The 13,256-nt window shown below is 63.0% G+C and carries 6 protein-coding genes; 2 read left to right on the forward strand and 4 right to left on the reverse strand.

Going from position 1 to position 13,256, the window contains the following annotated elements:
* Positions 1–2,550: NPCBM/NEW2 domain-containing protein (locus K8U03_26300; GenBank protein ID MCE9608410.1), on the forward strand; the 2,550-nt coding region annotated here is incomplete at its 5' end.
* Between the two features lie 165 nt (positions 2,551–2,715).
* Positions 2,716–4,785: a M3 family metallopeptidase gene (locus K8U03_26305; GenBank protein MCE9608411.1), complete on the forward strand. Its 2,070-nt coding sequence runs from the start codon at positions 2,716–2,718 to the stop codon at positions 4,783–4,785.
* Between the two features lie 36 nt (positions 4,786–4,821).
* Here K8U03_26305 and K8U03_26310 read toward each other — a convergent pair whose 3' ends face one another.
* The 4 genes from K8U03_26310 to K8U03_26325 all read right to left on the reverse strand — a co-directional run.
* Positions 4,822–6,510 carry a glutamine amidotransferase gene (locus tag K8U03_26310; GenBank protein MCE9608412.1) on the reverse strand — a complete coding sequence of 563 codons (1,689 nt, stop codon included), beginning with the start codon at positions 6,508–6,510 and terminating at the stop codon, positions 4,822–4,824.
* The gene (locus K8U03_26315; GenBank protein ID MCE9608413.1) at positions 6,507–8,960 is read right to left on the reverse strand and encodes a hypothetical protein; all 2,454 of its coding nucleotides are present in this window, start codon (positions 8,958–8,960) and stop codon (positions 6,507–6,509) included. Before K8U03_26315 ends, K8U03_26310 begins: the two co-directional genes overlap by 4 nt.
* A 196-nt stretch (positions 8,961–9,156) precedes the next feature.
* A complete protein-coding gene (locus tag K8U03_26320; GenBank protein MCE9608414.1) occupies positions 9,157–12,201 on the reverse strand; it encodes a hypothetical protein in 3,045 nt (1,014 codons plus the stop codon).
* 240 nt (positions 12,202–12,441) lie between these two features.
* Positions 12,442–13,256, reverse strand: an 815-nt coding sequence (locus K8U03_26325) for a hypothetical protein (protein MCE9608415.1), incomplete at its 5' end; no start/stop codon positions are given.

A 13,256-nucleotide genomic window follows, 5' to 3' on the forward strand; every position in this document is an offset into this window, starting at 1 on the left:
CGCACGAAATACATCGCCGCCGGAGCCCTCGCCGGCTTGCTGCTCCTGGCCGGCATCATCGTGAAAGTGAGAGACAAAGACGGCAACGTCGTCGCGGAAGTGAACGTCCCGAACGGCGCCACGGTCGAGGTCGTCCCGCAACCAGCGACGTCGGGCACGACTCCGCGCGTCCCGGCATTCGTTCCCACCCAGGCAGCGGCAGCCGGCGACTACACGCTTCGTTTCGCACGCAGCAATAATTCTAAAGTCGAAGCTCCGAATGTCGGGCTCGATGTCACGCAACCGTTTACGGTCGAGGCTTATGTCACCGCGGGCGATAACAGTTCGGGAAGCGGGAATTCGAATTTCATCGACATTCCCGACGAATTCGGTTTAAGGCTTACGAACAACTGTTGGACGTTTTATACGTTTCACAGCCAGGCGGTTTCCGCAACTCCGTATGTCGCTCACCGTCGAGTTCATCTCGCTGGGATACGAACCGCAACGAAGCGTTCGCTCTACGTCGACGGGAAGCTCGTGGACAGCAAGGACGAACCGCAGCCGACCAAGCGCGCCGGCAACGGAAAACTCGGCCCGTTGATGATCATCTCCCCCGGGCCCGACGTCACGATCGATGAATTACGCATCTCGCAGACGGCGCGGCACGACGCGAACTTCACGCCGCAACCGAAGCTCACCGCCGATAAAGACACGCTGGCCCTCTACCACTTCGACGAAGGCTCCGGCGATGTGCTGAAAGACTCCTCCGGCAAAGGCCGCCACGGCAAGATCACCGGTGCCACCTGGGTGAAGTCCGACGGCTCGCCGATTCCGGCCATTTCCACATCGACCGTTCCCGCATCAAACGGCGCCGTCTATCTCGACGACCTGCCGGAAACAGAGCTGAAGGTGTTTAATTTCGGCAAGCACGGTCTCGACACCTCAGGTAAACCGGTCGAATGGCGTGGTCGACAACCGCAGCATTGCTTGTATATGCACCCCCTTACGGATGCCGAGCCTTCCACGGTGACCTATTCGCTGAACGGGCGATTCGAGGCGCTGAACGCAACCGTGGGGCTGTTGAACACGAAAGCAGAAACCACCCTAACTTTCCGCGTGCTAGGGGACGGCCGCGAGCTTTGGAAATCGCCCCTCATTCAAAATGTAACCGACGAAGCCGTCTGCTCCGTATCCGTTGCCTCAGTGCGCGAGTTGCGGCTGGAAGTCATTTGCAAAGGCGGTACCTATAATGTCAACGGCGGCTGGATCGAGCCGCGGCTGACGCCGGCGATTTCGGCGCCGCAGATTCCCGCCGAGGCGCTTACGTTCGGCGGCCATCGCTATTTGCTGGTCGATTCGTTCAGCACTTGGTCGGAAGCCAAGGCCAAGGCCGAGGCGCTGGGGGGCCATCTCGCCACGATCACAAGCAAGGGGGAACGAGATTGGATATTGACGAACGTCTTTCAGAAACGTCCGCGGGGTACCGATCGGAATGATCTAGGGCTGCAGATATTCCTCGGCGGCTCGCATGCCGGAGGCAATAGTTCCTGGACTTGGATTACGGGCGAACCGCTCGACGCTTCGCTGTGGCTGGGCTCCATGCCGACCGTCGTCGAAAAAAGCGGTTTGTCTTGGATTGCCGATGACCGATGGTACAACAAGCCGATCGACGATCGGAACAGCAGGTCGAATTACTTCCTCGTCGAATGGGACACGCCCGGTCCGGCGGCGGTCGCGACGAGCGGATTACCGCCCAGCACCGCCGATCAAGCCACGGTCGCCGCTTGGCTCTTGGAGAACAAGAAGCTCGCGCGCATCGGCTTCGAGATCGACGGCCGGAAACAAAACGCGACCACGGTTCCCACCGGACCGCTTAAGGTGTTCGAGCTGAACTTCAGCAAGTTCAACAACTCCGGGAAGCCGTTGTCGGAAGAGGAAGTCGCGCGGCTGGCCGCGTTCACCGACCTCGAGTCGCTGGAACTTTCCACGCTCACCGATGCCGGACTGGCGAAGCTCGCCCCGCTCAAGAAGTTGAAATCGCTCATCGTCCCCGGCAGCGAGCTCACGCCGGCCGCCGTAGCCACGATCCGGCAGTTTCCGCTGCTGGAGCATCTGCATGCGTTCGGCGACGATGAATGGCTTAAGCCGCTCGCCGGAATGCCGAGTCTCCGGTCGATGGTCTTTTGGAAAGTTAAGGTATCTCCCCAGGCGATGAGTTGGTTCCCGCAATATCCGAACCTCAAGGAGCTGACGTTCTACGAATGCATCGAGGTCGAAAAAGATCCGAAGTCGTTCGTCGCCATCGCGCCGTTGAAAGACTGCAAGAACCTTTCGAAGCTGACCTTGGCCGGCAGTGCGATCAACTCCGCCGACCTCGCCGTGTTGAGCGGGTTCACCCAATTGCTCGAACTCAACCTCAATGCGTCGACGCGAACCGAAGCCGAAGTAAGACAACTCGCCGCCGCATTGCCGCGCTGCAAGATCACTTGGACCGATGCGGCCAATAAGAAAACCATCTTCGAGCCGACCGTAACTACTCCGGCGGCATCGCTTTCGAAGCCGTTGCCATAGGCTCCCGCTGCAACCGGAGCGGCGACGGCGAACGGCTCGCCGATAGCGCCGCTGTCGCCGGCGGTCGTTCGGCGATATGTTGATCGGCAAGTGCAGCGATGCTTCGCGCATTGCCGACGTTGCCTGCCGATCTTTCTTACCGCTCTCACTTGGTTGCACACCGACATGACGACCAACTCCGAAGTTCGTACCGACAATCCTCTCGTCTCTCCCTGGAACGGCTCTTGGGGGGGCGTCCCTCCGTTCGACGTTGCGCGAACGGCCGATCTGGCGCCGGCGCTCGAGGCCGGCATGCGGGAGCAGCTCGAGGCCATCGCGCGGATCACGGCCGATGCCACGCTTCCGTCGTTCGAGAACACGATCGCCGCGTTGGAACGATCCGGCCGAACGCTCGGTAGAGTGCAATCGGTCTACGGCACGCTCACGGCCTGCATGAGCGACGAGCCGCTCCGGCTGGTCGAGAAGGAAATGTCGCCGAAGCTGGCCGCTTTCGACGATCGGATCTTTCAAGACGACAAGCTCTTTGCGCGCATTGCGGCGGTGTACGAGGCCCGTAAGTCGTCGGGCCTGACACCGGAGCAAGAGCGGCTGACGTGGCTCACGTATACCAACTTCGTTCGCGCCGGCGCGAAGCTCGACGCGACCGCTAAGCAAGAACTCTCGGCGATCAACCAGCGTTTGGCCGAGCTCACGACGGCGTTCAGCCAAAACTTACTCGCGTGCGAGACCAACGACGTCGTCTTCCTGACCGAAGAAGCCGAAACCGCCGGCCTGCCCGACGATGTGAAATCGGCCGCGGCCGAAGCAGCGGCGGCTCGCGGTAAGCCGGGCCGATGGGCGATCCAAAACACGCGCTCGAGCGTCGAGCCGTTTCTCACCTTCGCCTCACGGCGCGACCTACGCGAGAAGGTCTGGCGCATGTTCATCGGCCGGGGCGACGGCGGCGCCCACGACAACAACCCGATCATCCCCGAAACGCTCCGGCTGCGAGCTCGGCGCGCGAAGCTGCTGGGTTATCCGACGCACGCGCATTGGCGCGTCGAGCATGCGATGGCGAAGACGCCGGAGCGGGCGCAGGCCTTGATGGAAGCGGTCTGGAAGCCGGCCGTCGCTCGCGTCCGCGAAGAAGTGGCCGACATGCAAGCGGTCGCCGATCGTGAAGGGGCCGGCATCACGATCGAGCCTTGGGACTATCGCTACTATGCCGAGAAGGTGCGAACCGCGAAGTACGATCTCGACAAGAGTGAGATCATGCCCTACCTGCAACTCGAGCAGTTGCGCGAGGGGATGTTCTATACGGGGCGCGAGCTCTTCGGCCTCGAATTCCGCCCGCTCGCTCCGGGCCGCGTGCCCGTGTATCACTCCGACGTGCGCGTCTGGGAAGTGGTCGACGTGTCGGGTACGCATGTCGGGCTGTTTTACTTCGACCCGTTCGCGCGCACGGGGAAGCGCTCCGGCGCTTGGATGAGCGACTACCGCTCTCAGGAACGGTTCGACGGAGCGACGTCGCCGCTCGTGTCGAACAACTGCAACTACATGCGCGGCCGGCCCGGCGAGCCGGTGCTTATTAGTTGGGAAGACGCCACGACCTTGTTCCACGAATTCGGCCACGCTCTGCATGGGCTCTTGTCGGCCGTGAACTACCCGTCGCTGTCGGGCACGAATGTGGCGCGCGACTACGTGGAGTTTCCCTCGCAGATCCTCGAGCATTGGCTCTCGACGCCCGAGGTGCTCGAGCGGTTCGCCCTGCACCACGAGACGGGCCGGCCGATCCCGAAGGAGCTCGTGGCCCGCATCGAGCGCGCGGGAAGGTTCAACGAGGGCTTCCGCACGGTCGAGTTCTTGGCGAGCGCGCTGATCGATATGAAACTGCATCTAGCCGGCGATGCCGCGATCGAACCGGCACAGTTCGAGCAAGAAACGCTCGCCGAGCTAGGGATGCCGCGAGAGATCGTGATGCGGCATCGCATGCCGCACTTCCTGCATGTCTTCGGCGGCGACGGCTACTCCGCGGCCTACTACAGCTACCTCTGGGCCGACACGCTCACGGCCGACGCCTGGGAGTCGTTTACCGAAGCCGGCGGCCCGTGGGATCAGGCCGTTACGCGCCGGCTACGGGACCACGTCTTCTCGAAAGGAAACACGATCGACCCGACCGACGGCTACCGAGCCTTCCGCGGCCGCGACGCCGGCATTGAAGCCCTGATGCGAAAGCGCGGCTTCATGAAGCCGTGAGTCGCGCGAAGGCTTTTTTCCGCTCGCGAGTCGGTCTTACTTTTTCAGCAAGGCGATTCGGCGAACGATGCCATCTTGGGCTGTGGTGAGCGGCGACAAGTCATCGGTCGTCGAGCGGAGTAAGCCGGCCGTGAGCCAGCGGATTTCGGCGTCGTCGGCTGCGCTTTTGGCGTAGTCGAGGAACGCCTCTCGTCCGCGCGGGGGAATCGGCCCTGCGACTTCGAGCAAGAACGCTTCCAGCTGGCGGAGGTCGTCGGCCTTGGTGTAGATCGCGGCTCGAATGGCGATCCCCGTCGCATCCGTGTCGGCCACGCGGCGCTTGGCGGCGTTGGCATAGATGCGGCGGAGCAGTTGAACCTCGGCGTAGAGCTTCGCCATCCGCGCCGATCCTTGCGGGTCGCCTAAGGAGTAGAGAGCGGCGGCCGCATGCATGGCGACGACCCCTTGCCGCAACGCGGCGGGGCTGTTCCAACCGGGCGTTCCGCTCCGGCGGAAGTCGGCGGTCGGCAGCGTGCGCTCGTACAAGCTTTGCAAGATCGGCAAATGCTTTGGATCGTCGAGCCGGCGGAAACCGTCGAGCACGGCCGGCGTCACGTCGGAGTCGGGCAGGAGCTTGAGCAAGCGTTCGCTTGCGGCGGGGCCGCGCGAAGCGCCGAGCAACTCGATCGCAGCGTTGCGATGCGCCGCCTCGGGGTTGAGCGAGTCGCTCCATTTGAGCAACTGTTTTTCCCACGCCGGTTCCGCGAAGCGGGCCAGCGCGCCGACGATCGCCGGCGAGAGCGCGACGCGGATCGGTTTGTCGGCGAAAAGTTGCTCGAAGACGATCCCGGCCGTTTCGGCGTTGGGGCCGATTGCAAAACGCTCCGCGAATTCCGCCGTCAACGGCTGGAAGCGAAACTTGACTTGGCTGACTTCTTCGGCAGCGAGCGGCTTGAGCGTCGACGATGTCGCCGCGTCGGCCGTGCGGTTCGCAGCCGACCAATCGACGGCGCGGCCCAGCAAGCGCGGCCAATCGGTCCAGTCCCAGAACGCGAGCGTTCCTGTCGGGGGCTTACCGTGGGTAGTCAGCGCGCAGGCCACGACGCGTCCTTTGCCGAACGAGCCGCTGACGATCGCGGGCCGCTCGCCGACGCGGAGCTCGACCGTCGCACCTTTCCGCGGCGCTAATGTTTGCGAGTAAAACGAACGAGGTGTTTGGTCGAAAGCGTAATCGCTCGGCCAGCTTGACGCGCTCTCGGCCTTGAGCGGCGTGCCGGCCCGATCGACCGGAATCGGATACTCGGGGGGCATGTCGACCGGAATCATCTCGGCCAGCGGAGTGTCGGCGTAGCCGCCGCGCCCGTAGGCCCATTCGCCACCGAGGACGACGAGCCCGCCCCCTTGGTCGACGAAGTCGCGAAGCATGGCTAACCACTTCGGGCCGAGCGAGGGGGCGTCGATGTTCGCCAGCACTACGGTTGAGTAGCCGGCCAACTGTTCGGGCGTTTGCGGCAGGCCGTACATCCGGACCCCGCCGTGATAGACGTTCATCGCGCGGTAGGCATCTTCATAGAGCACACCGCCGGAATGCATCGCTTCGCGCCAGCGAAACATATCGCCCCACGGTCCGACGACGACGAGCGCCTTGGGGAGCGCCGCCGGTGCATCGGCTGCCTGAGCCGATCCGGTGAGCAAGCAGCAGACTGCGGCGACGAGAGAGTAAATAAAGCGGTTGATCCGGTTCATCGTGCGGCCTCCGTCCAAACTAACATCGTCCAGACACGGTGTTCCGGAATCTCGACCACGTAGCGGTCGCCGACTTTCTTGGCCGTTAACGCTTCGGCCCTCGTCGTCGGCTCGGCACTGAGCGCCCACACGGTCGGCTCTTTCGCGGTCTTGCGGCCGACGTTGAACTTCGTGCGCCACGGCGTCATCGTGCCCGGCTTGTCGGGGGCCATCTCCGGGCTCGGCGGATTGCTGAGCAGATGCACGACCCATTGCGTCCGGCCGTCGGGCAGCGTGCGGCGGCGCGGGAGCTCGCGCCACCAGAGCTGGGAGTCGTCATCGATGGAGAACTGTTCCGCTTCGGCGGTGGTGGGTTCTAGGTCGCCGGCCCAGCAGTATTCGCCGTAGCGGGTCATGAACTGTGCGTAGTTGCCGGGGAGCGGTGCGCTCCAGCCGTAGTCGCCGTAGGGATGCGAGCCGCCGATGAACAAGCTGCAAATGGCATAGAGCCGCATCGAGGCCGAGAAGCCGCTCGCCACGACGCAACAAAGGTGCCCGCCGCGCTTGCGGACCACGTTCGCCTCCGTGTGAATCCGTTCGAGATAACCCTTCCAAGGTCCGCGAACGACTTGGCGAATCTGCTCGTCCATGATCTGTCCGCCGCCGAGGCAGCATTCGTCGAAGAACTTATTCCCCTCCGGCGAGTTGATGTTCTCCGGAATGCCGAAGTTGAAAGACATCGCGAAGTGCGGATCGTGTGCTTGCAGTTGATGTCGCGCGTAGCGAACGTTGCCCAACGACACTTCGGTGCCCGACCACTGTCCCTCTTTCTTATCGTAGAAATCAGGCACCAACTTCTTCATCGTCGCTTCGACGCCTAGCAATTGGAACTCGCCGTGAACGTCCGTGGCCCCCATCGCGCTCCAGCCCGGCGGGTTGTCGAAGCGTGCGCCGTCCCAACCGAATTGCTTGGCCGAGGCGACCGTCTCGGAGATTCCTTTGTCGACCGAGCGGAGCATGCCCATGTTGATGCCGACGTAGTTCCAGATGCCGCTTCGCAGATCCCACAACTTCGGGTCGGCTTCGGTGATCGGCTTCAACCGCAGGTCTTCGACGTCGAAGAACTCGTTCGGCAGGCCGATCCGATCGTGCGTCACCAACTCGGGCGTTTCGCGCCCCCATTCCAAGCCTTCGGGTCCGCTGGCGGTCGGCCAAAGATAGGTGATCATCTTGATCCCCTCGGCGTGGCTCAGTTTCATCCACATTTCCAGACCGGCCCGCGAGTTGTGGGCATCGCCTTGGCCGGTCCACCAGTGATCGTTCTTCGGAGTGAGATCGGTCCAGCTACTCGGTTGCCAGCTAAACGCTTCTTCGACGTTCAGATAATTGCGACGGTTGTAAGCGACGTGATCGGGAAACTGCGCGAGGCGATCATGGAAGTCGAGAAACCCACTCGCCTGCATTGCGGTCTTCCAGATCGGGAAGCTGCACGAAAAGTATTCACTGCGCACGTCGAGCGGTTTGCCCTCGGACAACACCGTCACACGGGCCTCATGGCCGAACTCGCGCGGTCCGCCGGGCCACTCGAAGCGGCAGTTCGTCGTGCCACCCGAGAGCTTAAGCGTTTGCGTCGAGCTATGCACGACTTCGTCGAGGCCTGCGAGCAGGTCGAGCCGCACCTCGGCGTTCGCACCGGCCGAAAGGCTGCGAATCTGCACGTCGATCGGATTCAGTTGATTCGGATAGACATGCACGAACTGCGGTCGAACCGATTCGATCCAGACGGAGCCGGCCGTGAGCGGCTCGAACGTGACACGGTCGAGCAGCAAGGCCGGGTTGTGGAGCGACGACAACGGCATGAGCGGAGCGCTCTCGGCTTTGATCTCGCTCAACAGGTCGTCGCCGCCGGCGATCGACTTCGGCTTCTTCGGCGCGATCGCCACGGCGTCGGGCGAGGTCGGCAGTTCTTCTTTGCGGATCGATTGAACTTTGTCCAGCGCGCCGGTCGACACCTGGGCCCAATCGAGCTGCAACGTCGGGCTGGATGCCGCGAGGATCGTCGTTTCGAGAACGAGCGGCGTGTAGCGGTTGGGCGTGGAATCGAACTGCGTCCAGACGAACGATTTCTTCACCGCGGCAGGGCCGACGCCGCCGAGCGACCAATCGAAGCGAATGCGACTGAGGTTGTCGGCGGCACCGGCATGCAGTCGGGCATAGAGCGTGACTCGATAGCGACCGGGTGCCAACTGCGCCGCCGAAGTTTTTAACTTGTGCGAGCCCTTGAGGCCCGAGGCGACGTCGATGGCGAGCGCTTTCCGCTGCGCGGCGGCCGGATCGGCGACGAGCAGCGTCCGCTCGCCCGAGGCGTCGAACGTGACGACGGCCGGAGCCGGCTCGGCGGAGCTTGCGCGCGAGACCGCCACGGCACAGACGGAGAGAAACAAGAACGAACCGATGACGAAAGTGCGCATCACGGGGGAGCCCAGGCGGGGTGATTAGGCGGGAGAAGCGACAATTCTAGGCTCCCGCCGCGCCGCCTGCGAGCCGCTCGACGGACGATTTACGGAATTCATCGGCGGCTGTTCGCATCGGTGTATCGCTTCGGCGCGGCCCCCCTCATCGAATGATTCGACAGCGAGCCGAGCTCGTGCGATTCACGTTCGCTACTTACTTAGGATTCAGGAGCAAAATGTCCCCTTCCGCTAAGTGCGGCAGCGTAAAGGAAAAGCCGTCACCGTCGGCGTCGGGTTGCACCGGAAAGTCCTGCTCCAACGAGAGCGAGCGGACCTTTGCGACGGCGCCGGCGCCACGCACGCTCACTCGGACGTTCTCTGCCGGTATGTGCGTGATCTTCGGCTGCTCGCGCTCTCCGTTCTCCGACTTGATTTTCCGAACCGCCGTCACGCCGTAGGTCCAATTCATCAACGTGACGACTTGCCTGCCGGTTTTCGGTTGCCGGATTAAGATCCCCTCGATGGTCGGCATACCGAGGTCGACGACCGGCTTGGTTCTTTGCAGAGCCGGGGCCGTTGCGAAGCGACGGCGCGTGTCGTCGAAGTCGCGCTGCATGAGGAAGCGGTCGTTCAAAAGCGGGACGACGTACTCCAGGCCGGCGAAAAATCCGAGCACGTAGGCTTCGCCGCGGCCGTGCGCATGGCGAACGGCCGCCGCCCCGCCGTCGCCGTAGCGGGCGACGACGTCGGCGTCGTTCTCAGGATGAAGAACTTCACGTCCGATGGTGAGATCGAAGCCTCCCTCGAAGATTCCCGATCCGCTGACTCGGGCCGTCGGCTGCGCCGGTGCTGGACCGAGACGACTCTTGTCGTCGTAGTGTTGCAAGGCCGTGGCTCCATACGTTTTCGTGGCTTGCCACATTTCCGGCTCGGTCCGATCTTTCAATCCCAGCACGGGCTGCATGAACTCCAGCGGTCGGCAGTACTCATCCCGCGACAGGCCGAAACCCATCGTCACGAGCGTTCCACCGTTTTCCACCCACTGAACCAGCTTCTTGGCGGCGGCGCGCTCCAGTGCGGGACCGTTGACGTAGATCACGTCGTAGCGTGATAAGTCGCCGTCGCGGATCATCACCTGATCGATCGGGTCGACGGGGAGATGAGCATGCGCCAGCGCCGTGTAGATCCACTTCGCGTTTTCCCAGGCGGCGCTCCACATAGGCGCACCGCCGCTCAGTTGCATCCAAATTTCCGAAGCCCCCGGTTTCACGACCGCGATTCGCGGCGCATGCGTCCATTGCCCCTCATAGAGCACCTCTTCGGCACCGGCGATCAGCCGATTGGTGCGACCGACCGTGGCGAGCATTTCGTCCTTGCTCCCCCAATCGTCTCCTTTAGCGTACGACGGACCGTAGGTGTACCAGTTGATGTAACGCGCACCGCGACTGACGGCCGATAAGCCCCGCTGCATGCCGGCTCCGCGATGCGGCTTGACGTAAACGCCGAAGAGTTCTTGGCCCATGTCGGGCTGCGCCGTCACGACGCGCCCGACGTCGCACAGATAGCTATCCCACGACCAAACCCGCGCATCGCGGTTCGAGGTTTCGTAGATGAAGGCATTGTCCGCCGTTCGATAAAAGTCGAAGAAGTCTAAGCTGTGCCCACCCATGAGGAACGAGTTGCCGCGCATGGCGCCGGGATAATGCCAAGGCTGCCGAGCGACATCGCTCGCGGTGTCGCCTGCGGCCAGTGCCGCACGTTTCTTGGCGTTCTCTTCGCGCGATGCTTTTCGCAAGTCGCCGAAGAGTCGGGCCGAGGAATAGTTGTTGAATCGGAGCGTCCAATAAGCGAGCATCGCCTGGCGTTGGTCGTTCATCCACGGACGGTCGTCTCCCTTGCGGCCCCATACCGCGACGGGTGCGATAGTCGACCAATCGCGATCGCCGAAGTCGGCCGGCGTGAGACCCATGCTTTCGAGATAGGCATGGAACCCGCGCCGACAGTGCGGACAAACCGTGAGGTGCGCTTTTCCTTCCGGCGCGCCATCGACGACCACGCCGATCTCGTCGACCGTCGTCCCTTGCAGAAGGAAGATACCGCGAAAAGCCTGCATCGTCTTCACGGCGGCGGCCGCGGCTTGTTGCTTCGCCGCTTCCACGTCCGGTCCGAACGGACAGCCGGCGTGCGGGGTCGGAGTGCTGCCGTTGGAAACGGGAACCGGATACCCATGCGCGGCGGCGGTGTAACCCCGACCGAGCTGTGCGCCGGTCCCTTCGTTCCGCATCGCTTCGTCGACGAGCAATGACGGACCGTCTTGAAAGCCGTTGATCCCCATGGCGCGGAGAATGCGCGCCTCCTGCTCGACGATCGCCGGTTCCGCATGCCGGACGCCGAGCCGACTCGTAGGGCCGTAGCCGCCGAGATTGGTCACCATCGCAATCCGCTCCGGCTTGGGACCGACGGCCCACGGTTGCCTTGCGGCCCAGTCCGCGCGGCGCTCGACATACGTGACCAGCGGAGTCAGCTTGTCGAGGAACAAGGCGTCGGTCGGTTTCACATCCCCGATCAACTCTTGAAAGGGAATCACGATCGAGGCGATCGGACCGTCGGGCGCCTCGGTCGTGAAGCGCTTGATCGACTTTCCCTCGTAGAAAAATTCGAACTCCATGCGCAGACCGCGCGCGGCTCCTAGAAACTCGCGCCCGCCGCGACCATGCCGGCCCTCGCCGAGTTCTCCTTGATCGCCGCCGAACACTTGGAGGAAGCGCGGCTTATCGGCGCCGCCGGGAACGAATTGCTTGAGAGGGATCTCATCCGACCATTCTCCTAACTCGAACATCGGTGGCTTTTCCACGCGGTTGCGAAATCGGGGATCGACGCTCTTGCCGTCTTGGAGTCCATCGATCGGCGGCGGCGGAGCGGCAGCCTTCTTCTTCGGAGTATCCAACAAGTCGTCGATCCCCTTGCCGGACGATGCGGGCTTGGGCTCCGCCTTCGGCTTCCAAAAGTAGCCGTACACGCGCTCGCCCGGCGCTCCCCAACCTCCGTACTTGTATTGAATCTGCGTCGGCTTAAACGGCGTCAGTTGCAAAATGCGGACCCGAAGCGTGAGCGAGTCGGGCACGTGAAACTTCGCGGCCACCGCATCTTCGACGATCACATCGATCTGCGAAGTCTCCGCAGCCGTGCGCTCTGCGATCGGCGCGGCCGGCGGCTTGTCTTGCGCAAGCACTGAAGCGGAGCATCCGAAAAGAATCATTCCCAGAACGATACCGACGAGGCCGATCGACCGCAGCTTGATTAGCCATGTTCGGCTCGCCGAGGGAACGTTTCCTGATAATCGACGACCTGACATTTTCCCGGCTCCAGTAGATTAAGCGGCATTACTCTTTCGCTGAGTCTAATCAGCCAACGCGGTCGATGCCATGAACACGGAACGGAGCTAGCGACGCGATGCCCATGTCCGGCGATGCCGGAGTCGGAAATGTGCCGCCGGCACCTAGCAATCGCAGTGCATCATGATCGCCGCGATGCGAATCCGGTTCCCCGTCGCTTGCGGCTGCTTCTCGGAATGGACGCGGATCGTCAACTTATGCTCGCCGCCGGAGCGAAGGTTGTCGGCAAGGATGACGAACTTAGTGCGCGGGCTCGCACCGGCTTGACCGTCCCACGCGGAAAGCCGCTGCGGCGGGCCGTCGTCGATGCTCCATTCGATGTCGCCGCCGTCGGGACCGACGAGGAGAAACAACCCGACCGCCGAGCCGGTGAACTGGTGCTCAAGCTCCGAGCCGACGGCCTCAGCCTCAAGGTGCGGGGGTATCTGCGAGTCTGGCTTCGGCACTTTCATCCACCCCGGCGCATACAACGTCGAGCCTTTGATCACGTACGCGCCGTGGAACGGATCTTTCGTGAGCGGCGAGGGGAGTACGACGACCGGTTCCGCCGCGACATCGCCGGCGCGGGCCTCAAGAAACTTTTCGATCGCGCGGAAGCAGATGGCGCTCCCTGCGGCGTTCGGGTGCACGCCGTCGGCGGTCAGCGATTCCCAACTGCTTTTGCCGGTTTTGATTTCGTCGACCAAGGCCCGACCGAGATCGATCTCGGGAACTCCATAGTGCTTGGCGATCGACTTGTGCAGCCCGACGGCCTTCGGCGTTCCGCCGGCTTCGTAGCCGGGCGCGACGTCGCCGACTCGTGGCGTGCTCGCACTACCGCTTGGTTTCGCAGCCGCGCCCCCGAGGCCAAGATCACGGAAGTCGACGCCACGGCCGACGGCGGCTAGGAGTACGCGGCGTTTCGCATCCGCAAAGACCT

The sequence above is a fragment of the Planctomycetia bacterium genome, from assembly GCA_021413845.1.
Classification (GTDB): domain Bacteria; phylum Planctomycetota; class Planctomycetia; order Pirellulales; family PNKZ01; genus PNKZ01.

Excerpts from the sequence above, each read along its gene's own strand:
- K8U03_26305 (MCE9608411.1), top strand. The coding sequence starts at position 2,716 with ATGACGACCAACTCCGAAGTTCGTACCGACAATCCTCTCGTCTCTCCC.
- K8U03_26310 (MCE9608412.1), bottom strand. The coding sequence starts at position 6,510 with ATGAACCGGATCAACCGCTTTATTTACTCTCTCGTCGCCGCAGTCTGC.
- K8U03_26315 (MCE9608413.1), bottom strand. The coding sequence starts at position 8,960 with ATGCGCACTTTCGTCATCGGTTCGTTCTTGTTTCTCTCCGTCTGTGCC.
- K8U03_26320 (MCE9608414.1), bottom strand. The coding sequence starts at position 12,201 with ATGATTCTTTTCGGATGCTCCGCTTCAGTGCTTGCGCAAGACAAGCCG.